This is a genomic window from Micromonospora sp. NBC_01655 (genome assembly GCF_026339755.1).
Classification (GTDB): Bacteria; Actinomycetota; Actinomycetes; order Mycobacteriales; family Micromonosporaceae; genus Micromonospora.
In genome coordinates this window covers 1,110,862-1,135,461 of sequence record NZ_JAPEQF010000001.1, presented here as the reverse complement: position 1 = coordinate 1,135,461, position 24,600 = coordinate 1,110,862, and the positions used below count along the sequence as shown (strand labels likewise).

Below are 24,600 nucleotides of genomic sequence, written 5' to 3'. Positions count from 1 at the left end.
CTGCATCGGCGACCCCCGACACCCGCACCGTCCCCCGTCGTCACCGGAGGAGACACCCATGACCGTCCCCGCGGAGCGGGTCCGTCAACGGCCCGCCCTCCCGGGTCGCGTGCTGCCGCTGCTGCTCGTCGTGACGCTGCTCGCGCCGGTGGCGTTCCTCTTCGTCCAGCAGCGGCGGCTCACCGACGACGACCGGGGGCTGGCGGTCCGCGAGCGGATGGGCGTGGAGTACCTGCGGGCCCTCGGCCCCGTCACCCTGGCCCTGATCGACGCCCAGTCCGCCGCCGTCGCCGGGCGGACCGCGTCCGGCGAGGCGCTGAACCTGGCGGTGGAGGACGCCGCCTCGGTGGACACCCGCGTCGGCGACCAGCTACGCGCCCATGACCGGTGGACCGGGCTGCGGGCCAAGCTGGAGGCGCTGCCCGACCGGACGCTGACCGACCCGGAGGCCGCCTTCGTCGCGTACGGCGAGGTCACCGACCTGCTGCTGGCCCTGCACCGCAAGGTGCGGGAGGGGTCCGGGTTGATGCGGGACCCGAAGTCGGACTCGTTCTTCCTTCAGGACGCCGTCAGCGACGAGCTGCCCGAGGCGCTCGTGGCCGCCGGCCGCCTCGCCGACCTGGCCACCCTGGCCGCCCGCCGCCCGGCCGCCGAGCGGATCCGCACCGTGTCCGAGCTGGCCGCCCTGCGGGTGGCCGCCCTCGGCCCAGCCACCGAGCTGGTCACCAACCTGCGCGCGGCGGTCGACAGCACGGAGAGCACCAAGCTCGGCGCCAACGTGCTCACCCCGCTCGACAACTACCAGCGGGCCGTCGAACGGCTCGCCGCGCTCTCCGCCCCGACCGGCCGGGCCGGCACCGAGGGTGCCCCGGGGGCGGGCGGACCGGCCGACCTCACCACTGCCCGGGACAACGCGCAGAGCGCCGCCCGGCAGCTCCAACCGGTCATCCTCGACGAGCTGGACGTGCTGCTGCGGGAACGGATCGACCGGCTCGACCGGGAGCGGTGGCTGGCCGGGGCGGCGGCCGGGGCGGCCGTCCTGCTGGTCGCCGCGCTCGGGGCGGCGCTGCTCGCCGCGTACCGGCGGGCCGGCTGGCGGGCCGTCGGGGAGCACCGGGCCGACGCGGACGCTGGCGCGTCGCCGGGCGGCACCGGCTGGCAGCCGCCGGGCGAGCCCCGGGGACCCGCCCCGCTCGGCACGCTCGCCCCCGCCGAGCCCCGGACGCTCCAGCCGGCCGGGCAGGGCCGCGCCACCGACGCCGAACGGTGGGAGCCCTTCGATGCTGCTCGGTAGGCTCCGCATCCGGGGCAAGCTCGCCCTGCTGGTGATCATTCCGCTGCTCAGCATGGTCGGGCTCGCCGTGCCGGTGGTGCTCGACCGGATCGCCACCGCCCAGCGGGCCGCAGCCACCGCCGAGAACGTCCGGGTGGCCAGCCGGGTCGGCACCCTGGTGCAGGGCATCCAGCAGGAGCGCCTGCTCTCGGTCGGCCTGCTGCTCGGCCGGGTCACCCGCACCGAGCTGATCCAGGCGTCGGCCACCGTGGACGACCGGGTCGCCGACCTGCGCGCCGAACTGGGCGACCAGCTTCCCGCCCGGGTCGCCACCGCGCTGGACGGGGTACGGCGGCTGGCCGATCTGCGTACCGCCGTGCTGGCCGGCCGGGCCGCCCCGGCCCAGATCATGGAGACCTTCGGCCCGGTCTCCATGGCGCTGATCGAGTCGCTGCGGCTGCCCTGGCAGGTCGACACCACCACCACGATCGGCCAGCAGGTGCTGGCCCTGGACGCGCTGCTGCGCGCCGACGAGGCGATCGGGGCGTGCGCCACCCTGATCGTCCTGGTCCGGGCCACCGGCGACCCGAAGGTCTCCGCCAGCTACATCACCTGCATGGCCACGCTCAACGTGGACAACAACCGGTTCCGCAGCCTGGTCACCCCGGAGCAGCGCCAGCTCGCCCTGCTCGACGACGCGGCGGTGGCCGCCCGGACCAGCCCGACGTTCCTCGCCCACAGCGTGCAGGACCCCGTCGCCGCGATCTCCATGATCCCGCTGGACACGCTCTTCCCGTCGGTCCGCTCGATGATCACCCTCGGCCAGTTCGTCGAGAAGAAGATCATCGCGGATGTCACCACGCAGGTGCGGGCCGAACAGCGGCGGGCGCTCGTCGCCGCCTGGCTGGTCGGCGCCGCGGCGCTCGCCATCCTGCTGGTCGTGGTGCTGCTCAGCGTGGCGGTGGCCCGGACGGTGGCCCGCCCGCTGACCCGGCTCACCCACAGCGCCGACCGGGTCGCCCGGGCCGCCGAGGCCGAGCTGGTCCGGGTCGCCGACGACGAGAGCGAGAGCGTCCCGCCGATCCGCCTCGACCCGGTCGACGCCCGGGGGCGGGACGAGGTCGGCGACCTGGCCCGCGCGTTCGAGCGGGTGCAGGCTACGGCGGCGCGGCTGGTGGAGCGGCAGGTCGCCGGGCGGCGCAACGTGGCGCAGATGTTCGGGCACGTGGGACGGCGTACGCAGAACCTGGTGGGCCGGCAGATCGCGCTCATCGACCGGCTGGAGCGGCAGGAGACCGACCCGACCAGGCTGGAGCACCTGTACCGCCTGGACCACGTCTCCAGCCGGCTGCGCCGCAACGCCGGCAGCCTCGTCGTGCTCTCCGGCTCTACCGGCGCCGACGGGCACGTCGCCCCGGTGCCGCTGGCCGACGCGGTGCGCCTCGCGCTCGGCGAGATCGAGGACTACACCCGGGTCGACGTGCAGGTCCCGCCCGGCGTGTCCGCGGCACCGGCGATCGTCGGCGACCTGGTGCTGGCGGCGGCGGAGCTGATGGAGAACGCCACCGTCTTCTCGCCGCCGCACACCCGGGTGGCGGTCACCGCCGCGCCGACCGAGGGCGGGGTGCGGCTGTCGGTGGTGGACCGGGGCATCGGGATGACCGAGGATCGGCTGGCCGAGGAGAACGCCCGGCTCACCCGCCGGGAGCGGCTCGACCTCGTCCCGACCGAGGTCCTCGGCCTGTTCGTGGTGGGCCGGCTGGCCCGCCGGCACGGCTGGACCGTGGACCTCGTCCCGACCGCCGGCGGCGGGGTCACCGCCCGGCTGGAGATCCCGTCGGCGCTGCTGGTCGTCCCGCCGGCCGACCGGGCGGGGGCCACGGTGGCCCGGGCGGCGGTGCCGGGCCGGGAGCGGCGGACCACCCTCGCCCGCCCGGGGCCGGTCGGCCCCGGGCGGGCCCTGGCCGCCGTCGCCGCGTCACCCCGTCCGACGGTCGTGGCCGACCCGCTCGACCCGACGGCGTCGCCCGGGCTCGACCACGAGCTACTCGGCCGGGCCACCCGGTCCATGGCGTCCGGCGAGCCCTGGAACGCCTTCGGGGCCGGCGCGCCGGCCCCGACCGCCGGGGCCGCCGGGCCGGGCCCGACCGGAGCCCTCGCCGCCGGCCCGCCGCCCGTGATCACCCCGCCGACCGCCCGCGTCACGCCGGTCGTGTCCGGTGCCGCCGCTCCCCCGGCGGCCCCCGGCGCGGCCGGGCCGCACCGTGACGGCGCGGCGGTCGGCGGGGCCGGCACCGCCGCGCCGCCGCTGCCCGTGCGGACCCGGGGCACCTCCTTCCCCGCCGGGCCGCTGTTCGGCGGGCCCGCCGACCGGCCCGCCCCAGCGACCGGGCCGGCGCCCCCGGCGGCGGGCGCGCCGCCCGCCAGGCCGGCCCCGCCGGTCGCCGGGTCGGTCGGATCGGTGGCCGGCGCGCTGCGCGGCGGATCGGGCATCCGGCAGCGCGTCCCCGGGGCGAGCCTGCCCCGCACCGGGCCGGTGGCCGGCCCGGTGGACGCGTCCACCGCCGACCCGGCCGCCGCCCGCGCCCTCGTCGAGGAGTTCGAGGCCGGGGTACGCCGGGCGGGGCTGCGGAGCCCCGGCGACCCGGCCGAGGCGGCCGAGGCGCCCCTGCTGAGCCGGCGGGTCCCCGGCGCCAGCCTGACCGTCCCGCCGCCCCGGCCCCGGCCGGTCGCCGATCCGGGTGACCCGGCCGAGGTGCGGGACCTGATCAACCAGTTCGAGGCGGGCGTCGCCCGTGCTCTGCGCGAAATCCGTCCAGCCCGCCGCTACGAAGAGGGATCAAAACGGTGACCAGCCCGTTCCTGCACGACAACGTCGAGCACCAGAACCACCCCGGCGCCGGGGACCTCAGCCCGGAGGCCCGGACGTTCAACTGGCTGCTGGACTCGTTCACCTCCAGCACCGCCGGGGTGCTGGAGGCGATCGCGGTCTCCTCCGACGGGTTGCTGATGGCCATGTCGGCGATCAAGGACCGGTCGAACGCCGAACGCCTCGCCGCCGTGGTCTCCGGCATGACGAGCCTCGCCGGCGGCGCGGCGAGCTGGTACGCCCTCGGCGGGTTGAACCGGGTGATCGTCGACATGACCGAGGGCTACCTGTTGATCAGTGCGATCAGCAGCGGATCGGTGCTCGGAGTGGTCGCCGACCGGTCGGCGAACCTCGGCACCGTGGCGTACGAGATGACCCTCTTCGCCGGGCGGGCCGGGGGCGCCCTCACCCCGCGACTGATCGCCGAGCTGAAGAACGCCGTCCAGCAGTGAGTTCGGACGTCGCCGGCACCGGGCCGGATCCGGAACCCGTGGTCCGGATCCGGCCCTACCTGCGGGCGTCGTCCCCGGGCGACGGCGGGCCCGGCGTCCCCGGCGGGCCCGCCGACCCCGACCCCGGGCCCGACCCCGAGCCGGCGCGGCCGGCCGGTCCGCGCCCGTTCGTGCTGACCGCCGGCCGGGTGGCCGGGGCGGACCCGGCGATCGGGCTGGAAACCCAGGTGACCGCCCGGGCCGAGGCCGGCGGGTGGACCGCCGCACCCGCGTCCCGGCTCGCCCCGGAGCTCCAGGCGATCATCGCGCTCTGCGGCGAGCCGATCTCGGTCGCCGAGATCTCGGCCCGGGCCCGCATGCACTTCGGCGTCACCCGGGTCCTGGTCGGCGACCTGCGGGCCGCCGGTCACCTCGACGTGCACGTGGGCACGGCCGAGGACGCCCTTGACCCCGACATCATCCTGCGAGTGATTGATGGACTCCGTGCGATCTCCTGAATGGCCGGTGGCCCCGCTCGGCGGGCTCGCCGCCAACAGCGCCGCCACCCGCTACGGCACTCCGGCGGGCGCCGCGCCGGCCACCGGGCGCGCCACCCCGACGGTCCCGCCGCCGCCCTACCCGCCGCCGGCCGGGCCGCAGCACGCCGCGCCGGACACCGGTACGGGCCGGGCCGCGCCGCCGATCCCCGTCAAGATCCTCATCGCCGGCGGGTTCGGGGTCGGCAAGACCACCACGGTCGGGGCCATCTCCGAGATCGCTCCGCTGACCACCGAGGCGGAGATGACCAGCGCCGGGATCGGCATCGACGACCCGGGCGGGCGGTCCGGCAAGACCACCACCACGGTGGCGATGGACTTCGGCTGCGTGACCATCGACCGCAGCCTCAAGCTCTACCTCTTCGGCACCCCCGGCCAGGCCCGGTTCGGGTTCATGTGGGACGACCTGGCCCGGGGAGCGCTCGGCGCGCTGGTCGTGGTGGACAGCGCCCGGCTGGACGACTGCTATCCGGCGATCGACTTCTTCGAGCGGGCCGGGCTGCCGTTCGTCGTCGGGGTGAACGCCTTCGACGGCCGGCTGGCCCTGGACCTCACCTCGATCCGGTGGGCCCTGGCCATCGGCGACCAGGTGCCCCTGGTGCGGTTCGACGCCCGGGACCGGCTCTCGGTGCGGGACGCCCTGCTGGTCGTCCTCGACCGGGCGCTGGACCGGGCCAGCCAGGAACGGCGGGACTGAACCGGGCCCCGCCTCGGGGTCCGATTCACTGGAAGGGTGGCGGGTGCCGTCGTCCCGAGCGCGGCGACGACCGGCGTCCCGCCAGGTGGGGACGCGGACCGGCCGGCCGGTCCGCCGGGCGACGACCCGGGGTGACGTGGGGGTCCCGTCCCGGCCGGCGGCGCTGTGCGGGGTCCTTCCTTTCCCCGGCGGCTACCCTCGGGCGATGGCCGCACCCGACCTGACCCTCACCGCCAGCCTGCGACCCGCCGCGCTGGACGCCCGGCGCGGCGTCGTCCGGCTGCACCCGGAGGTGCTGACCGCGCTGGCGCTGCGCCCCGGCGACCCGGTCCGGCTGGCCGGGCGGCGGGTCACCGCCGGCATCGTCGCCCCGGCCGGACCGGCCGCGAGCACCGCCCTGCTCTACGCCGACGACCTGCTGCTGGGCAACCTCGGCATCCGCGACGGCGGGCAGGTGACGGTGAGCCTGGCACCGGTGACCCCCGCCCGCCGGGTGACCCTGACCGGGCCGGTCCAGGTGGTCGCCGCGGTCTCCCCGGAGATGCTGCGGCTCGCCCTGCTCGGCAAGGTGGTGACCGCCGGGGACGACGTCTCCCTGCTGCCCCAGGACGTGCTGCCGGACGCCTCGGTGCGCACCCTCGTCGAGGCCGCCCGGCGCAGCCTCTCCAGCACCGTCGGGTACGCCTGGACCAGCACCCTGCTCACCGTGACCGCCGCCGAACCGGACGTCGGGGCGCTGGTCACCATGGACACGGTGGTCGGCTGGGAGCACGGCCAGACCACCCGGACCGGCGGCCGGCCCGCCGGGCGACCCGACGCGGCCCGGTCCGCCACTGCGGCGCCCGGACCCGGCACCAGGCCGGACGAGGCGGCGGCCGACCGGGCCACCGGGCCCGACGCGGCGGCCGGCGGGACCGCCGGGCCGGCGGACGACGCGGGCGGGCCCGAGGACGCGCCCGGCGTCGACGAGCTGCCCGGGCTACGGGCCCAGGCCGAGGAGCTGACCGAACTGCTCGACCTCGGGTTCCACCACCGGGAGGTGCTGGGCCGGCTGGGCACCGCCGTGTCGCTCGGGGTGCTGGTCGCCGGGCCCGCCGGATCGGGCAAGTCCGCGCTGGTCCGGGCCGTCGCCGCCCGGGTGGGGGCGACCGTCCGCCCGCTCTGGGCCCCCGAGCTGGCGGCGCTCACCAACGACGCGGCGGCGCGACGGCTGCGCGCCACCGCAGACGAGGTACGCGGAAACGCCCCGGCCGTGCTGCTGGTCACCGACGTGGAGGCGCTCGCCCCGGCCGAGAACCCCGGACCGCTGTCCACCGTGTTCCGGCAGGTGCTCGGCGAGACCGTCCGGGCCGGGACGGCGGTGGTCTGCACGACCAGCCGCCCCGAGGCGGTCGACCCCGCGCTGCGCGCGCCGGACCTGCTGTCTCTGCGGATCACCGTGCCCCTGCCCGACCAGGCGCTGCGCCGGGAGCAGCTCGCCGTGCTGACCCGGCAGGTGCCGCTGGCCGGGGACGTCCGGCTCGACGAGGTCGCCGGGCGTACCCCGGGGTTCGTCGCCGCCGACCTGGCCGCGCTGGTCCGGGAGGCGGGGGTACGGGCGGCGCTGCGGCAGAAGTCGGCCGAGACACCGACGGTGGCGATGGCCGATTTCGCCGCCGCCCTGGAGGTGGTCCGGCCGACCACGATGGCCGGGTCCACCCTGGAGCTGGCCGACGTCACCCTCGACGACGTCGGGGACATGGTCGAGGTCAAGGAGACGCTCACCGAGTCGGTGCTCTGGCCGTTGACCTACCCGGACACCTTCGCCCGGCTCGGGGTCCGGCCGCCGCGCGGGGTGCTGCTCTACGGGCCGCCCGGCTGCGGCAAGACGTACCTGGTCACGGCGCTGGCCGGGTCGGGCCGGGCGAACGTGCTCTCGGTGAAGGGCGCGGAGCTGCTGTCGAAGTGGGTCGGCGAGAGCGAGCGGGCGGTCCGGGAGCTGTTCCGCCGGGCCCGGGAGGCCGCCCCGACACTGGTGTTCCTCGACGAGGTGGACGCGCTCGCCCCGGTGCGCGGGCAGGCCAGCGACGGGGGCACCACCGACCGGGTGGTCGCCGCCCTGCTCACCGAGCTGGACGGGGTGGAGTCGCTGCGCAACGTGGTGGTGGTCGGCGCGACCAACCGCCCCGACCTGGTGGACCCGGCCCTGCTGCGGCCCGGCCGGCTGGAGCGGCTGGTGTACGTGCCCCCGCCGGACGGGGCGGCCCGGGCGGAGATCCTGCGCGCCGCCGCCCGGAACGTCCCGCTGGCCGAGGACGTCGACCTCGCCGCGCTCGCCGACGGGCTGGACGACTTCTCGGCGGCCGACTGCGCGGCGCTGGTCCGGGAGGCGGCGCTCGCCGCGATGCGGGAGTCGCTGACCGCGTCGACGGTCACCGCCGGGCACGTCGAGGCCGCGCGGGGACGGGTCCGGCCGTCCCTGGACCCCGGCCAGGTCGCCTGGCTGGCGGCGTACGCGCAGGCCCGGGCGGCGCGCTGAGGACGGGCCGGCGCGGGGGCGGTCGGCCGGTCGCGGCGGGGTCGGTCCGCCGCGTGGTCGGGCCGGTCGGGGGCAGCGCCTGGCGTTCCGTGAGCTGCCGCAGCAGCTCGATCACGGTGAGCACGAGGCTGGCCAGCCCCCGCTCGACGGAGTCCCGGTCCACGGCGAACCGCCGGTCCAGCTGCGTCACCCGGGGCGCCCGCCACTGCGGCTCGTCGAGGGCGGCGGCCAGTTCCCCCGCCTCCTCCTACCGGGCGATCCCGCCCGGCCCGGCCGTGCCGTCCGGCCGGGCTCCGGCACCCCGGTCGGGGTCGGTCCCGGTCATTGCGCCGCCCCGTCGGCCAGGCCGGGCGGGGACGCCCCCGCTGTCGCCGGCGGGCGGCCCTCGGCGAAGGAGTACGCCGGCCAGGGGCCGGTGAGCTCCAGGCGCACCTCGGGATGCCGGCCGGCCAGCGCGGCGACCAGGCCGGTGAACCCGCCGAGGGTGGGGACGTCCACCAGGTATGCCCCGTTGAGCACCATCGCGGTGGGCGCACCGGAGAGCCGGCGGTCCTGTGGGGCGTGCCGGCGGGCGGCCACGGCGTACCCGGCGAGGGCGTCGTGCACGGCCTCGGCGGCGGCCCGCTGCCCCTCGTCCCGGGCCGTCAGCTCGGCCCGGCGCCGCCGCAGGTACGCGGCCCCGGCCCCCTCGGGCGCGGCCCCGCCGCCGCCGGCGGCGGCGCGGGCGGTCGCGCCCGGCACGGCGTACCCCTTGACGCCCCACTCGGCGCGGCCGGTGAGCCGGTCGAGGGTGGCCGCCAGCTCGGCCCGGCGTTCGGCGAGCAGCCGGGCGACGCCCCGCTCGTCGCGGTAGACGGTGGCGAGCCGGGTGGGCACCACCGCGCCGGCCCGGGACAGCGCGGCCACCACCTCGTGGTGCATGCGCGCGGCCCGCTCCAGCCAGGTCAGGTCCTCCAGGTTGCGGCGCAGCGCCTCCTCGCCGTACTCGGCCAGCGGCGCGGTGCTCACCACGGCGACCAGGCCGGCGGCCGGCACGGCCCGCAGCGGCCCGCCGTCCATCCCGGTGACGGCGGCCAGCGTGGCCGGGGTGGCCTCGCGGACCACCCCGTGCAGCCAGCACCCGGCGGCGTCCCCGGCGGGCTCCGGGTCGCCCGGAACCGGCTCAGCCGTCCAGCTCATCGCGGTCCTCCCTCAACACGGCGGCCCGCCGGGCCACCCGGGGCCGCCGTTCGGCCTCGACCTCCTCGGGGTCCCGGGGACCCGGCTCCACCGGCGGGCGGGCCCGCGAGCTGAGCCACCGACGGGGTGCGCGGACTGGTCATCTCAGCCCACCTCGCCCTTCCCGCGCTGGTAGCGGCGCACCCGCCGGTACCCGAGCAGTTCCCCGTCGACGTCAATGTCGATCTCGTACAGGCCGAGCAGGGCTGGGGGACGACTGGAGCAGTTCCCGGCCCTGCCGCAACAGCCCACCGGGACTGCGGCTGGCCCGACCGGCCGCCACGGCGGCGGCCAGGACGAGGGCGTACGCAGCTTCCGCCCACAACCGAGAAGATAGCCGAAACCCACCGCGAGCCCGATTCGCGTTCCGCTTTCCATCAGTTCTCCTTAGCTCCCCCGGAAGGCGGAAACGTCCATTTCGAGAAGGGCCGGAAACAGCTACGGGGGATCAGCGCAGCAGCGGCCTCTGCCTGGACGTCCCGCTTCAGCGGACGGGCGGGCAGTACCCGTCGGCGTTTCCGCGAAACGTCAGGTCGCACTCGCTGGAACGACCGGCCGGCGGATCAGGAGGGCGGTCGGATACCTCACGGGAGAGGGGTGAAGACGACAGACGGAACGATCCCCTGCCACGGGAACAATCGTTTTCGGGGTTGGCTCAGAAAGCGGGCGGGGTGGCGTCGAGACTGATTTCCGCCCGCACCGCGCCGCCGTCCTCGACCAGTTTCGCGCCGCATTTGCGGAGCACGGAAATGGCCCCGGCGTTGTCCGGCGTGGTTTCCGCCACGACGGTGTGCATTCCGGCCGCCGCCGCGAGATTGAGCAGTTCGCGCAGGGCCGCCGCGCCGACGCCCTGCCCCCGGGCGGACCGGCCGAGCCAGACGCCCGCCTCCACCGTCCCCGGCTCGGCGCGGCGGGTCATCCGGATCATCCCCAGCACCTCGCCGCTGACCAGCACGGCGTACATCGCGGTGCGGGACGGGCCGGCGAGGCCCGCGAAGCCCGTACGGTAGTAGTCGCGGAACGCCTGCCGGCGGGCGTGCGACCAGCCGGCCGGCGCGTCGACCGGGGGCATCACGTCGTCCGGCTCGGCCTCGGCGACCGCCGCCGAGAGCAGCGGTTCGAGGTTCCGCTCGTCCACCGGCTCCAGCCGCACCGCACCCGTCACGTGCCGCAGTCTGCCGGTCCGCACCCGCCCGAGTCCACCCTTTGCCGTCCCGCTCCCCGGTCCGGCGCCGGGGACGACCTGGTCGGGCCCGGTCTGCGCCCGGCCCACAGCGGGGCGGCGGGCCCGGCCTAGGCGGGGCAGGGCGGGCATCGGCCGCCGCCCGGCGAACCGTCACGCCGGGTCGAACTCGCAGAGGACGGCCGAGGCGTCATCGGTGGGCTTGTGCCGGCGCAGCCGGTCGGGCCGGTCGCGCTCCGCGGCGCGGACCCGGTCGACAAGCGCGCCCGGCCCCTCGGCGGTGACCAGGTCCAGCAACCCCGCCCAGTCGAAGAGCCCGAACTGCTCCACCGCGCAGGAGGCCCCGTCGGTGAGCAGGGCGGCGCGGCGCAGCCCACCCGGCCCGCGCAGCGGCACCGTGCCGGTGAGCGCGTGGTACGCGGCGTCGGGATCGGCGGCGGAGACCCAGTAGCCGTGCGTGCGGTTCATCCGCTCCCGTTGCAGCCCCACAGCCCGCCGGAACCGGTCGGTCCGGTCGCCGTCGTCAGCCGGTTCCGGCAGGGCGGCCACCATCCGACGCAGGTCGGCCATCGCGGTCTCCAGCCGGTTGTCGGCGACCACGTCGACCCGGCCGCCGACGTCGAGCACCAGCGGGCTGTCGCAGAGCACCAGCCAGTCGACCTCATTCCCGCCGGCGCGCAGCAGGCAGACCGTCGACGAGGGCGTGCCGGGGTGGTCGAGGTCGCAGTCGCCGCCATGGTCCGCCCGAACCGCCAGGATCGCCGCCGCGAGGCTGCTCATCAGGGTGGCCGCCGGGCGGGCGGCGATGGCCAGCCCGAGCCGGGCGGCGAGGTGCCGGACGTACCAGGCCGGCCCGTGCCGGCAGCCCGTGTCGAAGCCCTCCGGTACGGTCGCCCCGTCCAGGACCCCGACCAGGGGACCGAACCGGAAGACCAGGTCCTCGTTGACCGCTCGGCCGGGGGCCGGCGCCGACGCCGACCGTACCCGCATCATCGGTCCCGCCGACCCGGCACGGGTCCCCGGCCCGGCCGCCGCCTCCGCCGTCGTGGTGTCCGCCCGCCCAGCCGTGGTCGTCCGCCCGGCGCGGTCCCTGCCGGCCGGTACATCCCGGTGCCCTGCCGTCATCCTCCACTCCTTCCGCCACCGCGCCGGCTACCCGGCCCTGCCGGGGACATTCCCGGCCGGGGCGAGCCACGAGGCCGGCCGGGCCGGGTCAGCGCCGCCGGTTGCGGGCCCGCGAGGAGCGCAGCCGACGCAGCCGGCCGATCAGCACCGGCTCGGCGGCCAGCGCGGCCGGATTGTCCAGCAACGCGTTCAGCAGCTGGTAGTAGCGCGTCGCGGACAGGCCGAAGCCGTCCCGGATCGCCTGCTCCTTCGCGCCGGCGTGCCGCCACCACTGCTGCTCGAAGGCGAGGATGTGCCGCTCGCGCTCGGTGAGGCCGGCGGCACCCGGAGTCGGTGCGGGTGGCGCGGACGCCGGCGCGACGGACTCGGGCACGACGGACTCGGGCACGACGGACTCGGGCGCGGACCGGGGCAGCGGGACGACCTGCTCCCGGCCGCCCGCGCCCTCCGGAGCCGCCGCGCCCGGAGCCGCCGCGCCCGGAGCCGCCCGGTCGCCGTCGCCGGGGCGCGCCGGCTCGGGCCGGTCGGTGGCGGCCGGGGAGGCGTCGGCAGGCGGCATGGCGCTCCTCACGCAGGCGTGCGAAGGGCCGGCGGAGGCGCGCCGACCAGGGGATCACCAGCCTAACCAGGGGCGACCCGGACCGCATCAGACGCGCGGCCCGGGTCGCCCCGGCAACGCCCGGTCAGGCGATGTCGCGGCGGCGCATGGTGACCAGGGCCGCGCCGAGGGCCCCCACCAGCCCGACGGCGAGCAGGATCGAGGCGTGCTGCCAGGTCAGGTCGAGGGTGTCCGGCTTGCACTCCCCGTAGTAGGTGACGCTGTTGCAGGACTGCCAGTCCTCCAGGGTCACCTTCTTCTGCATCCAGGCCAACGCGTACGTCGGCAGCAGCCACGCCTCGATGAACCGGGCTCCGGCCATCGCCAGCAGGATGCCGACGCCGAACTGGCCGACCACGGCAAGCCCGATCGCCCCACCGAGGGCCATCGCGGTGTGCCGGCCGAGCGAGGCGAGCGCGAACCCGAGGGTCGCCGCGACCACGATCAGCACCAGCCCGCGCAGCCCGGTCAGCCCGAACGACTGCCACGCCCCGGAGGTCATCTTCGCGGTGCTGCCGCGCAGCGTGCCGACGAGCCAGAACCCGGCGGTCCAGACCGCCGCGGCGGCCACGGTCACGGCTACCAGCCCGGTCAGCAGCGCCGCCAGCTTGGTCAGCAGCACGGTGAGCCGACGGGGACGCCAGAGCAGCAGGTTCATCATCCCGCCGGAGCTCCACTCGGCGCCGACGAAGGAGGCGCCGACCACGAACCCGATCACCGCCATGATCGCGGTGAACGTGGTGATCATCTCCCCGAACAACGTGCGGAAGTCGAACGTCGACGGCAGGAACCACTGCGGGTCGATGCTGCCCGGCGGCGGCGGCTCGATCATGTTGCAGTCCGCCGGGAACCGGCCCTCCGGCTGCGCCTGCCCGGACGCCTTGGCCTGCTCGCAGACCGTCCGCTCCTGCTCGGCCCAGCGCACCTGCTCCTGGTACTGCTGCTCGGCCTGGCGCTGCGCGGCGGCCTGCTGGTCGGGACCGATCTTCTGGTTGGTGAAGAAGACCCCGACGAGCACCGCTCCGAGGACCAGCAGGCCGAGCAGCGCCGCCCAGCGGGTGAAGCGCCGCTTGCCCAGCCGGCGCAGTTCCGTGCGATAGAGGCTCATGCGCCCCAACCTCCTCCGGCGGCGCCGGGCTGGCCCGCGCCACCGACCTTCGTGGACTGGTCGACCTGGCGGTGCTGCCCGGGCACGGGGGCGGTCGCGGTCAGCTCCAGGAAGACGCTCTCCAGGTCGACCGTGACCGGGGCCAGCTCGCTGACGTAGAGGCCGTGTTCGGCGAGCAGGCGGCTCACCATGGCCGGCTTGTCGACCCCGGCGAGCATCAGGTGGTCGGGCTGGACGGTCACCGCCAGGCCCGCCCTGGCCAGCGCGTCGGCCGCCCTCGGCAGGTCGGTGGCCGCCTCCAGGCGGACCCGCACCGCGCTGCCGGAGTGCTCGGCGAGCACCTGGTCGACCGGGCCGAACGCGACTCGCCGGCCGAGCGAGATGATGGTGACCGAGTCGCAGATGAGCTGGATCTCGCCGAGGATGTGGCTGGAGAGCAGCACGGTCATCCCGGAGGCGGCGAGGTCGCGGGTCAGGCTGCGCATCTCCCGGATGCCGCCCGGGTCGAGGCCGTTGGCCGGCTCGTCCAGGATGAGCAGCTTCGGGTTCTTGAGCAGGGCCGAGGCGACCGCGAGCCGCTGCTTCATGCCCAGCGAGTACGTCTTGACCCGCTCGCCGGCCCGGTCCCGCAGGCCGACCAGCTCCAGCACCTCGTCGACCCGGGTCTGCGGCACCCCGCCGGCCCCGGCGAGCAGCGACAGCGTGTCGCGGGCGGAGAAGTTCGGGAAGAACTGCGGGCTCTCCACGATCGCGCCGACCTGGCCGACCACGGCGGGCAGCGCCGCCGGCACCTCCTGGCCGAGCATCGCCATCCGGCCGCCGTTCGGCCGGATCAGGCCGAGCAGGGTGCGCAGGGTGGTGGTCTTCCCCGAACCGTTGGGGCCGAGGAAGCCGTGCACCTGGCCCTGCTCGACAACCATGTCGAAGCCGTCCAGGGCGTGTCGCACGCCCCGGCGTCGGCTCTTGTACGTCTTACGCAGACCTTCGATTTCCAGGACAGCCGGCAAAGCTGCGCCTCCCCCGATGAGTGCAGGTGACGACGCACACCATACGCGGTATGCACCGGGCGGCAATACCCGGTATGCAGGCCGGCGTGTCGGCCGGTCAGGCGCAGATCACGTGCACGCCCGCCGCGCGGAACGCGTCGACCACCTCGGGATTGGCCCCGGAGTCGGTCACCAGCGTCTCCACCCGGTCCACCGGGCAGATCCGGGCGAACGCGTGCCCGCCCAGCTTGGACGAGTCCGCGATGATCACCACCCGCTTCGCCCGGGCCACCATCAGGTTGTTCATCGCCGCCTCGCCCTCGTGGTGGGCGGCCGCCCCGAGCTGCGGGTCGATCGCGTCCACGCCGAGCAGGGCCACGTCCAGGGTGACCTCGCGCAGCAGCGCCCCGCCCAGCGGGCCGACCAGCTCGAACGACTTGGGCCGGACCACCCCGCCGGCCACCACCACCTTCATCCGGGACCGGACCAGCAGCTCGTTGGCGATGTTGAGCGCGTTGGTGACCACGGTGAGCTGGGCACCCTCGGCGTTGGTGTTCAGGTCCGGCCGGACGGCCAACGCCCGGGCCACCTCCGTGCTGGTGGTGCCGCCGTTGAGGCCGACCACGGTGCCCGGGGTGACCAGCGCGGCGGCGGCGGCGCCGATCCGCTGCTTCTCGGCCGAGTGCTTGGCGGTCTTGTAGCGCAGCGGCAGGTCGTACGAGACGCCGTTGGCCACCGCACCGCCCCGGGTCCGGGTGATCATCTGCTGCTGGGCGAGTTGGTCGAAGTCGCGCCGGATGGTGGCCTGGGAGACGTCCAGCCGCCCCGCGGCCTCCTCGACGCTCACCCGGCCGTTGTCGGTGAGCATCTCCAGCAGCGCGTTCCATCGGGCGTACCGGTCCACCGAGGGGCCTCCACTGACTCTGCACGAAGGGTGATTGATTGCGTGCACAGTAGTGCGCGAAACTACGATGGCGCAAAACTCAACCCTGCGCGATCGGGCAGCCGGTTGCCAGGGCCGCAGTGTTTCACGCAGAATAACGCGCGAAAGACGGCCATAATGCGCCGTATTGCGCACGGCCTCCCCGGCGAGGAGTTCTCATGGCGTTCGTCCACGCGGAGATCACGAGTCAACCCGACTGTTGGCGGGAGGCGGCGCTGCTGGCCCCCACGGTCGCCGAGCACCTGCCGCGCCCCGGGGAGCGGGTGGCCGTCGTCGGCTGCGGCACGTCGTGGTTCATGGCGGCGGCGTACGCCGGGCTGCGCGAGGCCGCCGGCCACGGCGAGACCGACGCCTTCCAGGCGTCCGAGTTCCCGACCGGCCGCCGCTACGACCGGCTGATCGCCATCACCCGGTCCGGCACCACCACGGAGGTGCTGGAGCTGCTCGCCGCGCTGCGCGACCAACTCCCCACCACCGCCATCGTCGGCGACCCCGGCTCCCCGGCCGTCGCGCTCGCCTCCGCCGCCGTCACCATGCCGTTCGCCGACGAGCGCTCGGTCGTGCAGACCCGGTTCGCGACCACCGCGCTGGCCCTGCTCCGGGCCCACCTCGGCGACAACCTCGCCGCGCTCTCCGCCGACGCCGAGGTCGCCGTCCGGGCCCCGCTGCCGATCGACCCGGCCCGCGTCGAGCAGGTCACCTTCCTGGGCCGGGGCTGGACGGTCGGCCTGGCCCAGGAGGCCGCACTCAAGTGCCGCGAGGCAGCCACCTTCTGGGCCGAGGCGTACCCGGCCATGGACTACCGGCACGGTCCGATCTCGATCGCCGCCCCCGGCCGGCTGGTCTGGGCGTTCGGCGAAATCCCCGAGGGGCTGGCGGAGGACGTCGCCGCCACCGGGGCCGCCTTCGTGCACAGCCGCACCCACGGCTGCCACACGGTGCTCACGAGCTGGGCGGCCGGGCGGACCCCGGTCGACCCGATGGCCGACCTGATCCTCGCCCAGCGCTTCGCCGTCGCCCTGGCCACCAGCCGCGGCCTCGACCCGGACGCGCCCCGGCACCTGAGCCGCTCCGTGGTGCTCGCGTGAGCCCAGCCGATGTCGTCGTCGCACTGGACGTGGGCGGCACCGGGATGAAGTGCGCCCTGGTCCGCCCGGACGGCGGCACCGTGTGCGCCGAGCGCCACCCCACCGACGCGGGCCGGGGCCCGGACGCGGTGGTCGACGCCATCCTGGACGTCGCCGAGGGGCTCGCCGGCAAGGCCCGGGCCGACGGGTTCGAGCCGCTCGCGCTCGGCGTCGCCGTCCCCGGCGTCATCGACGAGTCCGCCGGGGTGGCGGTGTGGTCGGCGAACGTCGGCTTCCGTGACGTACCGCTGCGGGACCTGGCGGTGGCGCGGCTCGGGCTGCCCACGGCGCTCGGCCACGACGTGCGCGCCGGCGGCCTGGCCGAGGCCCGGCTCGGCGCGGGCCGGGGCACCGGGCACGTGCTGTTCGTCGCGATCGGCACCGGCATCGCCGCGGCCCACGTGGTCGACGGGTCGGCCGCCACCGGCGCGCACGGCGCCGCCGGGGAGATCGGCCACATCCTGGTCCGCCCCGGCGGCCCGCGCTGCGGCTGCGGCCGGCGCGGCTGCCTGGAGGCGGTCGCCTCGGCCTCGGCGATCGCCCGCCGGTACGCCGAGCTGACCGGCGGGCCCGCGACCGCCGCCGAGGTGGCCGACCGGGCCGCCGACGGCGATGCGGCGGCCGCCCGGGTCTGGGCGGAGGCCGTCGAGGCGCTGGCCGACGGGCTGGCCACCGGCCAGTCCCTGTTCGACGTGGAGGCCGTCGTGGTCGGCGGCGGCCTGGCCCAGGCCGGACCCCGGCTGTTCGACCCACTGCGCGCCGCGCTGCACGAACGGATGACCTTCCACCGGGAGCCGCGCCTGGTCGCGGCGGCCCTCGGCGACGAGGCCGGCTGCCTCGGCGCCGCCCTGCTCGCCCTCGACAGTCTGGAGAAGTGATGGCCCTGCGGGTGAACGGCAAGGTGGTGACCCCGACCGGCGTGGTCCGGCAGGGCTGCGTCGAGCTGGACGGCGACCGGATCAGCGCCGTCGCCGAGTACCCGTCCGTGCGCGACGGGCACTGGATCGTGCCGGGCTTCGTGGACATGCACACCCACGGCGGGGGTGGGCACACGTTCACCACCGGTGACGCCGACTCCGCCCGGCAGGCTGCGGCCTTCCACCTGGGACACGGCACCACCACGCTGCTGGCCAGCCTGGTCAGCTCGTCGTACGAGCTGATGCGGGACGCCACCGCCGCGTTCCGGCCGCTCGTCGAGGAGGGCGTGCTGGCCGGCGTCCACTTCGAGGGGCCGTACCTCTCCTCGGCCCGGTGCGGCGCGCAGAACCCGGAGTTCCTGCGTGACCCGTCCACCGAGGAGCTGGCCGCGCTGGTCGAGCTGGGCGGCGGTGCGGTCCGGATGGTCACCCTGGCCCCGGAGCGGGACGGCGCGCTGGAGGCGATCAAGCTGCTCACCGCCCACCGGGTGGTCGCCGCGATCGGCCACACCGACGCCACGTACGACCAGACCCGGGCCGCGGTGGCGGCCGGCGCGAGCGTCGGCACCCACCTGTTCAACGGCATGCGCCCGGTGCACCACCGGGAGCCCGGCCCGGTGGTGGCCCTGCTGGACGCCCCGAACGTGGTCTGCGAGCTGGTCGCGGACGGGGTGCACCTGCACGACGGGATGCTCAACTTCGTCACCTCGACCGCCGGGCCGGACCGGGCCGCGCTGATCACCGACGCGATGGCCGCCGCCGGCATGTCCGACGGCGAGTACGAGCTGGGCGGCCAGGCCGTCACCGTGGCCGACGGGGTGGCCCGGCTGGCCCGGGACGGCGCGATCGCCGGCAGCACCCTCACCATGGACGCCGCCCTGCGGCACGCCGTGCACGCCGGAATTCCGATGGCGGACGCCTGCCGGATGATGGCCACCACCCCGGCCCGGGCCATCGGCCTCGGCGACCGGGTCGGCGCGCTCCAGGTCGGCCTCCGCGCCGACCTGGTCGTCCTCGACGACGACCTGAACGTGGTCCGGGTGATGCGCGGCGGCTCCTGGGTGGAGTGACCCGCAGGGCCGGGCGGCGCGCCAACCAGCTGTCGAGCAGGGTCACCACACGCGCTTTGGAGCTGACTCGGTCACGACATCAGGGCGCGGGCAGCGGGCCCCACGCCCTCGGCGGGCCGGCTGATCCATCAGCGACATCAGCTTCAAAGGGGCCGGCCGGAGACAGCGCCCGCCCGCCGTGGCATCCTGCGGCGGCGGCCCGGCCGGTCAGCCGAGGGCGTTGACCTCGACGCCGAGGACGGCCTGCTCGTCGGGACGGTGCACCAGCACGTCGGACAGGAACGACTGCACCGCGGGGCCCATGCCGACGTCCCGGCCGGCCCGCTCGGAGAGCAGCCACTTGTGCTCGATGATCTGCGCGAACAGCTCCTGCGGCTCCAGCTTGTGGCGCAGGTGCGCCGGCACCGCCCGGACCACCGGCTCGAAGACCTCGGTCAGCCAGCGGTGGGCGGCCTGCTGCTCGTCGGTCAGGTCGCTCTCCGCCCGGTACGCGTCCAGGTCGTTGAGGAGCCTGCGGGCCTGGTTCTCCTCGGCGTCCAGGCCGGTCAGCCGCAACAGCCGGCGGGTGTGGTAGCCCGCGTCGACCACCTTCGGCCGGACCAGGTACCGCCCGTCGGCGATGGTGGACATGGCCACCTCGGCCACGTCGAAGCCCAGCTCGTTGAGGCGGCGGATCCGGCCCTCGATGTCGTGCCGGGCCTCCCGCTCGATCTGCTGCTCGTAGGTGATCTCGTGCCAGAGCCGCTCGTAGCGTTGCACGACCTCCTCGCAGACCACCTCGGGTTCGATGGACTCGTGCAGCAGCCCGGCGGCCTGGAGGTCGAGCGCCTCGCCGAAGATGTTGACCCGGGCGATCTCCAGGTCCTCGCCGCGCTGGCCGTTGGACAGGGAGTTGCGCAGCGCCCCGGTCTCGGCGTCCACAAGGTAGGCGGCGAACGCGCCGGCGTCCCGGCGGAACAGGGTGTTCGACAGCGAGCAGTCGCCCCAGAAGAAGCCCGTCAGGTGCATCCGGACGATCAGGGCGGCCAGCGCGTCGAGGAGCCGGCCCATCGTCTCCGGGCGCAGGGTGTGCGAGAACAACGCCCGGTACGGCAGCGAGAACTGGAGGTGCCGGGTGATCAGCACCGGGTCCAGCGACTCCCCGGCGTCGGTCTGCCGGTCGGCGACGATGGCCACCGCCTCGACCGACGGGAAGTCGATCCGTTCCAGCGCCCGGAGCAGGTCGTACTCCCGCTCGGCGACCCGCTCGCCGGTCTCCTTGACGGCGTAGACGTACCCGCCGAGCCGGACGAACCGGACGACGTGCCGGGAGATGCCCTGCGGCAGCGCCACCAGATGCTCCGCAGGCCACTGGACCAGCGGGGTCGACCAGGGGAGGTCGAGCAACGCCGGGTCCACGAGGGCAGAGGTGATCCGCACGCCGACAAGCATGCCGGTTCACCCCGGCCGAGCGCTTCCCTTCGTGGCTCGCCCCACAACCGCCGCGCGGCGGGCCGGTAGCGTGGTCGCGTGCGGGAAACCCAGACGGTACGGCGGAAAGTGCAGCTCAGGCCGGTACGGCCGGCCGGCTGGCGGTGGGACGCGCTGCTGCTGGTCGCCCTGGTCGGCCTGACGGCGGCGCTCGCCGCCGACCGGCTGTTCGGCGTCGACCGCGCGGTGGCCGACTGGGCCGCGGCGCACCGGCCCACGGCGGCGTACTGGGTCGCGGTGGTGTTCAACTACCTGGGCCAGGGCACCCCGCTGACCCTGATCGCACTGGGCATGGGGGTGCTGCTGGCCGTTCGGGTGCGGTCGGTGCGACCGGTGCTGCCGCCGGTGCTCGCCTTCGTCCTCACCTCCCTCACCATCGGTCCCCTGAAGGTGTGGACCGCCCGGCCCGCGCCGAGCGCCAGCGTCAAGAAGCCGTTCCTGCCCGCCGAGGCGACCCTGCCGCTGTTCCAGCACGACCTGCCGGTGCGGTTCGCCCAGTCGTACCCGTCGGGACACGTCGCGAACGCGATCGTCTGGTACGGCGTCATCGCGCTGCTGCTGGTGCCACTGCTGGCCACCTTCGGCCGGACCGTCCCGCCGGTGCTGGTCACCGTGGTCCGGTCGGTGCCACCGGTGGTCGTGCTCTGCACCACCACGTACCTGGGCTGGCACTGGCTGACCGACTCGGTCGCCGGGCTGCTGCTCGGGCTGGTCCTCGACCGGCTGCTGCGCCGGGTGCCGTGGGACGACGTGCCGCTGCCCGGACGGCTGGGCCCCTGGAACCGACCCGCGCTGTTCACCTCGGCCCCTTAGGCTCCGGGCGTGGAGCGGCTTGCGCGGCGGCTGGGCGTACGCGATGCGGTGGTCATCGGGCTGGGGTCGATGCTCGGCGCGGGCGTCTTCGTGGTCTTCGCCCCGGCCGCGGCGACCGCCGGCGGCGCCGGCCTGCTGGTGGCGCTGGCCATCGCCGGGTTCGTGGCGTTCTGCAACGCGACCAGCTCGGCCCGGCTGGCGGCCCGCTACCCCGAGTCCGGCGGCACGTACGTCTACGGGCGGGAGCGGCTCGGCCCGTTCGCCGGCTTCCTGGCCGGCTGGGGATTCGTGGTCGGCAAGACCGCGAGCTGCGCGGCGATGGCGCTGACCATCGGGGCGTACCTCTGGCCGGGGCAGGCCCGGCTCGTCGCCGCCGTCGCCGTGGTCGCGGTGACCGCGGTGAACCTGCGCGGCATCGGGAAGACCGCGACGGCCACGAAGATCCTGGTCGGCGTCGTGCTGGCCGTGCTGGCCCTGGTCGCGGCGACCGGCCTGCTCGGCGGCGGCTTCGTCCCGGACCGGATCAGCGGCCCCGGCGGCTTCGGCGTGCACGGCGTGCTGGCCGCCGCCGGCCTGTTGTTCTTCGCCTTCGCCGGGTACGCCCGGATCGCCACCCTCGGCGAGGAGGTGCGCGACCCGGGGCGGACCATCCCCCGGGCGGTGCCGCTGGCGCTCGGCGTGGTGCTGGCGATCTACCTGGTGCTGGCGGTGGTGGCGCTCGGCGTGCTCGGCCCCGACCGGCTGGCCGCCTCCGTCGCGCCCCTGGTCGACGTGGTGACCGCCGCCGGGCTGCCCGGCCTGGCCTGGGTGGTCCGGGCCGGGGCGACCATCGCCGTGACCGGCGTGCTGCTCTCCCTGCTCGCCGGGGTGGGCCGGACGCTGCTGGCGATGGCCCGCCGCCGGGACGTCCCACCCGGGCTGGCCGCCGTGCACCCCGTGCACCGGGTGCCGCACCGGGCGGAGCTGGCGGTGGCCGCCGTGGTGATCCTGGTCGTCTCCGTGGGCGACGTGCGCGGGGCGATCGGCTTCTCCAGCGTCACGGTGCTGGTGTACTACGCGATCGCCAACGCCTCGGCGCTGACGCTGGGCCGGGACCGGGCCCGGCGGCTGCCCGTGCAACTGCTCGCCGCGCTGGGGCTGGTCGGCTGCGTGGTGCTCGCGGTCAGCCTGCCCCTGACCAGCGTCCTCGCCGGGTTCGGCGTGCTCGCCCTCGGCGCCGCATGGTACGCCCTGCGCCACTGACGGCCGGGACGGGCCCGCCGGGCTCGCCGGTGGGGGGGCAGGACGCGGCTCGGGTCAGTCCCCGCCGGACCGGGGCGACGGCGGGCCCACGGGATCGTCGGGTAGGTGGTCCGGCGGGGGCGGGGTGGTCTCGCGGAGCAGGGCGGTCAGCCCGGCCCGGCGGGCCACCACGGTCAGCCGGTCGCCGGCGGTGATCACCAGGCGGGGATCGGCCGACCAGTCCGCCTTCTGCCCGGCGCGGGTGTACGCGAGCAGGCGTACCTCGCCGGGGTGGGCCACGGCGGAGAGCGGGCGGCCGTCCAGCGGCGACCCGGCGGCCACCGGCACCTCGGTGACCAGCAGCGCGTGCCGGCCCACCGGGATGGTGGCGATCACCGCCCGGTCCAGCAGGGCGGCGGCGAACGAGGGCGCGGCCAGGTACGACACGCTGCGCGAGATGCCGATGTCGAACGCCTTCTGGATGCGCTCGGCGAAGTCGCCGTCGAACAGCCGCAGCACCACCCGCAGGTCCGGGTTGAGCCCCCGGCCGTTCAGCGCGGCCCGCAGGTTGACCCCGTCGTCGGTGGAGACCACGACGAGGGCCTGGCAGGTCTCCACGGAGGCGGACCGCAGCGTCTCCTCCAGCGCCGCGTCGCCGACCACCACCGGCACCCCGAGCCGGTGGGCCAGCGAGGCGCCCCGCGCGTCCGGGGTCCGGTCGATGGCCACCACCTCGACGCCGAAGTCGTTGAGCTGGGCCATCACCCGGGTACCGATGTTGCCCAGCCCGACGACCACGACGTGCCCGGACCGGTGGGGCTGGATCCGGCCGGCGTGCAGGGCCAGCCGCGCGTTGACGATCCCGTCGACCACCACGGCGGTGATCAGCGGGATCAGCGCCAGCCCGGCCAGGTTGAGCACCACCTGCATGACCTGCGCGGCGACGGGCTTGGTGACGTCCGGATCCTCGCCGGTGAGCGTGGTGACCAGGGTGAGGTAGAGCGCATCGGCCCAGTCCACCTGGGCCGCGCCAGCGTTGAGCCAGCCCAGCAGCGCGATGAGCGCGAGCAGCACCAGCACCGCGATGCCGATCTTGCGGGTGGCGAAGCTGCGGGCCGCCCGGAGCAGCACCGCGACCGGCCGGCGGCGGCGCCGGGCGCGGACCAGCCGGCGGGCGGCCAGCTCGGTGCCGGGCGGCTGGCCGGTCGCCTCGGCGAGCACCACGTCGGCGGTCGTCTCGTCGGCGGGCAGCACCCGGGCCCGGGCGGGGTCGCCGGTGTCGGCCACCCCGCACACCACGTCCTGCGGACGGACGTCAACGCGGCGGGCCACGTAGAGGGTGCGCCCGCCGTGCCGGAAGTGGGTCGGGGCGACCTCGCCGAGCGCGGCGGCCACGAACGCGGGGGCGGCCATCGACGCGTCGGAGAGCACCGCCGAGTCGGGGAAGAGCTGCCGCAGCCCGTTGGCCAGGCTGGTGTTGAACATCCGCACCACCAGCCGCAGCCGGGGTTCCACCTCCTGGGCGCAGAGCGCGGCGTGCATGTTGCCCACATCGTCCTGGTGCAGCAGGGCCAGCCCGTCCGCGCCGGCCAGCCCGGCCCGGCGGAACGTCGCCTCGTCGAGCCGGTCCGCCCGGACCACCTGGATGCCGTCGACGTCCCGGCCGTCCGGGCCCTCGGAGCGGCGCCGCTCGGGCACCACGAGGGTGATCCGGACCCGGCCGGTGTCCAGCTCGGTGGCGAGCAGCGCCCGCACCACCCAGTACGCCAGCGGGTCCGCCCCGCAGACGACGTAGTGCGGGCGGCTCTCCCCGTTCATCCGCAACCGCCAGCCGGTCGCGCGACGCGCACGGTCACGCAGGGGCTCCGTCATGCGCCGAATCGTAGTCAGCCGTCGGGAGACCGCGCAGCCCCGCGATCATGAACGAATGTCGCGGCCCCGGACGGGTAGAGCAGCGCCATGCAGACGTTCCTGCCGTACCCGGGCTTCCTGGCCAGCGCCCGAGCGCTGGACCAGAAGCGGCTGGGCAAGCAGCGGGTGGAGGCCATCCAGGTGCTGCGCGGGCTGACCCGGCCGGGATACGGCTGGCGCAACCACCCGGCGGTCAAGATGTGGGCCGGGTACGAGGAGGCGCTGGTCCGCTACGGCCTGGACGTCTGCGCGGTGTGGTGCGAGCCGGGCCGGGCCGACACCTGCGCGGCGACGTTGGGCACCGACCTCGCCGCCGCCTGCGGCGTCAGCACCGTACGAACCCAGGGGGTGCTGGCGCAGGCCGGGGAGCTGCCGCCCTGGCTGGGCCGCGACGACCTGCACCGCAGCCACCGCTCCTCGCTGCTGCGCAAGGACCCGGCGCACTACCGCCCGCTCTTCGGCGACGTCGGGCCCGACCTGGAGTACGTCTGGCCCGCCTCCGACCGCGAGCCGCGCTGCCGCCCGTCGTGAGCGAAGGCCCGCGCCGACCGGCCCGCGCCGGAAG

The 24,600-nt window shown here is 75.9% G+C and carries 23 protein-coding genes; 12 read left to right on the top strand and 11 right to left on the bottom strand.

Annotation, left to right across the window (positions count from 1 at the left end):
* Nucleotides 1-58 precede the first annotated feature (58 nt).
* The 6 genes from OOK41_RS05415 (at nt 59) to OOK41_RS05390 (ending at nt 8,345) form a co-directional block, all read left to right on the top strand.
* Nucleotides 59-1,294, top strand: coding sequence for a hypothetical protein (locus OOK41_RS05415; RefSeq protein WP_266263179.1), 1,236 nt, complete (start codon nt 59-61; stop codon nt 1,292-1,294).
* On the top strand, nt 1,281-4,124 hold the full coding sequence (locus OOK41_RS05410; RefSeq protein ID WP_266263178.1) for a nitrate- and nitrite sensing domain-containing protein: 2,844 nt from the start codon (nt 1,281-1,283) through the stop codon (nt 4,122-4,124). The genes OOK41_RS05415 and OOK41_RS05410 overlap by 14 nt, the downstream gene beginning before the upstream one ends.
* Complete coding sequence (locus tag OOK41_RS05405) at nt 4,121-4,594, top strand: roadblock/LC7 domain-containing protein (protein ID WP_117664864.1); 474 nt, start codon at nt 4,121-4,123, stop codon at nt 4,592-4,594. Before OOK41_RS05410 ends, OOK41_RS05405 begins: the two co-directional genes overlap by 4 nt.
* On the top strand, nt 4,591-5,091 hold the full coding sequence (locus OOK41_RS05400) for a DUF742 domain-containing protein (RefSeq protein ID WP_266263177.1): 501 nt from the start codon (nt 4,591-4,593) through the stop codon (nt 5,089-5,091). Before OOK41_RS05405 ends, OOK41_RS05400 begins: the two co-directional genes overlap by 4 nt.
* Nucleotides 5,069-5,827, top strand: coding sequence for an ATP/GTP-binding protein (locus OOK41_RS05395; protein WP_266263176.1), 759 nt, complete (start codon nt 5,069-5,071; stop codon nt 5,825-5,827). The genes OOK41_RS05400 and OOK41_RS05395 overlap by 23 nt, the downstream gene beginning before the upstream one ends.
* 205 nt (nt 5,828-6,032) lie before the next feature.
* Nucleotides 6,033-8,345 (top strand): AAA family ATPase, encoded by a 2,313-nt coding sequence (locus OOK41_RS05390; RefSeq protein WP_266263175.1) that lies wholly within the window; start codon nt 6,033-6,035, stop codon nt 8,343-8,345.
* On the opposite strand, the gene gvpK is transcribed toward OOK41_RS05390, so the two are convergent.
* The 9 genes from gvpK to OOK41_RS05350 all read right to left on the bottom strand — a co-directional run bounded on the left by gvpK (nt 8,239) and on the right by OOK41_RS05350 (nt 15,467).
* A complete protein-coding gene (gene gvpK / locus OOK41_RS31865; RefSeq protein ID WP_323136255.1) occupies nt 8,239-8,508 on the bottom strand; it encodes a gas vesicle protein GvpK in 270 nt (89 codons plus the stop codon). The two genes, OOK41_RS05390 and gvpK, sit on opposite strands and share 107 nt — an antisense overlap.
* 158 nt (nt 8,509-8,666) lie before the next feature.
* On the bottom strand, nt 8,667-9,524 hold the full coding sequence (locus OOK41_RS05385) for a GvpL/GvpF family gas vesicle protein (protein WP_266263174.1): 858 nt from the start codon (nt 9,522-9,524) through the stop codon (nt 8,667-8,669).
* 144 nt (nt 9,525-9,668) lie between these two features.
* The gene (gvpO, locus tag OOK41_RS05380) at nt 9,669-9,941 is read right to left on the bottom strand and encodes a gas vesicle protein GvpO (protein WP_266263173.1); all 273 of its coding nucleotides are present in this window, start codon (nt 9,939-9,941) and stop codon (nt 9,669-9,671) included.
* Nucleotides 9,942-10,218: 277 nt separating this feature from the next.
* On the bottom strand, nt 10,219-10,728 hold the full coding sequence (locus OOK41_RS05375) for a GNAT family N-acetyltransferase (RefSeq protein ID WP_266263172.1): 510 nt from the start codon (nt 10,726-10,728) through the stop codon (nt 10,219-10,221).
* Between the two features lie 171 nt (nt 10,729-10,899).
* The gene (locus tag OOK41_RS05370) at nt 10,900-11,739 is read right to left on the bottom strand and encodes a hypothetical protein (protein ID WP_323136254.1); all 840 of its coding nucleotides are present in this window, start codon (nt 11,737-11,739) and stop codon (nt 10,900-10,902) included.
* A gap of 220 nt (nt 11,740-11,959) precedes the next feature.
* Nucleotides 11,960-12,430, bottom strand: coding sequence for a DUF3263 domain-containing protein (locus OOK41_RS05365; RefSeq protein ID WP_266263170.1), 471 nt, complete (start codon nt 12,428-12,430; stop codon nt 11,960-11,962).
* A 124-nt stretch (nt 12,431-12,554) separates the two neighbouring features.
* On the bottom strand, nt 12,555-13,577 hold the full coding sequence (locus tag OOK41_RS05360; protein WP_117664859.1) for an ABC transporter permease subunit: 1,023 nt from the start codon (nt 13,575-13,577) through the stop codon (nt 12,555-12,557).
* Complete coding sequence (locus OOK41_RS05355) at nt 13,574-14,584, bottom strand: ATP-binding cassette domain-containing protein (protein ID WP_266263169.1); 1,011 nt, start codon at nt 14,582-14,584, stop codon at nt 13,574-13,576. Before OOK41_RS05355 ends, OOK41_RS05360 begins: the two co-directional genes overlap by 4 nt.
* A 97-nt stretch (nt 14,585-14,681) precedes the next feature.
* Entirely contained in the window at nt 14,682-15,467 is a 786-nt protein-coding gene (locus tag OOK41_RS05350; RefSeq protein ID WP_117664857.1) for a DeoR/GlpR family DNA-binding transcription regulator, read from the bottom strand.
* Nucleotides 15,468-15,664: 197 nt separating this feature from the next.
* On the opposite strand from OOK41_RS05350, the gene OOK41_RS05345 reads away from it, so the two are divergent.
* Genes OOK41_RS05345 through nagA form a run of 3 tightly spaced genes read left to right on the top strand, consistent with a single transcriptional unit; the run spans nt 15,665 to nt 18,620 of the window.
* Nucleotides 15,665-16,594 (top strand): SIS domain-containing protein, encoded by a 930-nt coding sequence (locus OOK41_RS05345; protein WP_117664856.1) that lies wholly within the window; start codon nt 15,665-15,667, stop codon nt 16,592-16,594.
* Nucleotides 16,591-17,511, top strand: coding sequence for an ROK family protein (locus OOK41_RS05340; protein WP_266263168.1), 921 nt, complete (start codon nt 16,591-16,593; stop codon nt 17,509-17,511). Before OOK41_RS05345 ends, OOK41_RS05340 begins: the two co-directional genes overlap by 4 nt.
* Entirely contained in the window at nt 17,511-18,620 is a 1,110-nt protein-coding gene (gene nagA, locus OOK41_RS05335) for an N-acetylglucosamine-6-phosphate deacetylase (RefSeq protein ID WP_117664854.1), read from the top strand. The genes OOK41_RS05340 and nagA overlap by 1 nt, the downstream gene beginning before the upstream one ends.
* Before the next feature lie 207 nt (nt 18,621-18,827).
* Here nagA and OOK41_RS05330 read toward each other — a convergent pair whose 3' ends face one another.
* Nucleotides 18,828-20,051 carry a DUF4032 domain-containing protein gene (locus OOK41_RS05330; protein ID WP_266263167.1) on the bottom strand — a complete coding sequence of 408 codons (1,224 nt, stop codon included), beginning with the start codon at nt 20,049-20,051 and terminating at the stop codon, nt 18,828-18,830.
* 108 nt (nt 20,052-20,159) lie between these two features.
* Here OOK41_RS05330 and OOK41_RS05325 point away from each other — a divergent pair, with 108 nt between their 5' ends.
* Both OOK41_RS05325 and OOK41_RS05320 read left to right on the top strand, forming a co-directional pair.
* Nucleotides 20,160-20,903, top strand: coding sequence for a phosphatase PAP2 family protein (locus OOK41_RS05325; protein WP_266267733.1), 744 nt, complete (start codon nt 20,160-20,162; stop codon nt 20,901-20,903).
* A 9-nt stretch (nt 20,904-20,912) separates the two neighbouring features.
* Complete coding sequence (locus OOK41_RS05320; RefSeq protein ID WP_266263166.1) at nt 20,913-22,145, top strand: APC family permease; 1,233 nt, start codon at nt 20,913-20,915, stop codon at nt 22,143-22,145.
* 54 nt (nt 22,146-22,199) lie between these two features.
* On the opposite strand, the gene OOK41_RS05315 is transcribed toward OOK41_RS05320, so the two are convergent.
* Nucleotides 22,200-23,996, bottom strand: coding sequence for a potassium channel protein (locus tag OOK41_RS05315; RefSeq protein WP_266263165.1), 1,797 nt, complete (start codon nt 23,994-23,996; stop codon nt 22,200-22,202).
* Nucleotides 23,997-24,083: 87 nt separating this feature from the next.
* On the opposite strand from OOK41_RS05315, the gene OOK41_RS05310 reads away from it, so the two are divergent.
* A complete protein-coding gene (locus OOK41_RS05310; RefSeq protein ID WP_266263164.1) occupies nt 24,084-24,566 on the top strand; it encodes an MSMEG_6728 family protein in 483 nt (160 codons plus the stop codon).
* Nucleotides 24,567-24,600 lie beyond the last annotated feature (34 nt).

Bases quoted from the DNA above. Each gene is read 5' to 3' on its own strand.
- OOK41_RS05330 (WP_266263167.1), bottom strand. From the start codon at position 20,051: ATGCTTGTCGGCGTGCGGATCACCTCTGCCCTCGTGGACCCGGCGTTG.
- OOK41_RS05360 (WP_117664859.1), bottom strand. From the start codon at position 13,577: ATGAGCCTCTATCGCACGGAACTGCGCCGGCTGGGCAAGCGGCGCTTC.
- OOK41_RS05345 (WP_117664856.1), top strand. From the start codon at position 15,665: ATGGCGTTCGTCCACGCGGAGATCACGAGTCAACCCGACTGTTGGCGG.
- OOK41_RS05390 (WP_266263175.1), top strand. From the start codon at position 6,033: ATGGCCGCACCCGACCTGACCCTCACCGCCAGCCTGCGACCCGCCGCG.
- OOK41_RS05415 (WP_266263179.1), top strand. From the start codon at position 59: ATGACCGTCCCCGCGGAGCGGGTCCGTCAACGGCCCGCCCTCCCGGGT.
- OOK41_RS05365 (WP_266263170.1), bottom strand. From the start codon at position 12,430: ATGCCGCCTGCCGACGCCTCCCCGGCCGCCACCGACCGGCCCGAGCCG.
- OOK41_RS05315 (WP_266263165.1), bottom strand. From the start codon at position 23,996: ATGACGGAGCCCCTGCGTGACCGTGCGCGTCGCGCGACCGGCTGGCGG.
- nagA (WP_117664854.1), top strand. From the start codon at position 17,511: ATGGCCCTGCGGGTGAACGGCAAGGTGGTGACCCCGACCGGCGTGGTC.
- OOK41_RS05310 (WP_266263164.1), top strand. From the start codon at position 24,084: ATGCAGACGTTCCTGCCGTACCCGGGCTTCCTGGCCAGCGCCCGAGCG.
- OOK41_RS05385 (WP_266263174.1), bottom strand. From the start codon at position 9,524: ATGAGCTGGACGGCTGAGCCGGTTCCGGGCGACCCGGAGCCCGCCGGG.
- gvpO (WP_266263173.1), bottom strand. From the start codon at position 9,941: ATGGAAAGCGGAACGCGAATCGGGCTCGCGGTGGGTTTCGGCTATCTT.
- OOK41_RS05395 (WP_266263176.1), top strand. From the start codon at position 5,069: ATGGACTCCGTGCGATCTCCTGAATGGCCGGTGGCCCCGCTCGGCGGG.
- OOK41_RS05370 (WP_323136254.1), bottom strand. From the start codon at position 11,739: ATGATGCGGGTACGGTCGGCGTCGGCGCCGGCCCCCGGCCGAGCGGTC.
- OOK41_RS05410 (WP_266263178.1), top strand. From the start codon at position 1,281: ATGCTGCTCGGTAGGCTCCGCATCCGGGGCAAGCTCGCCCTGCTGGTG.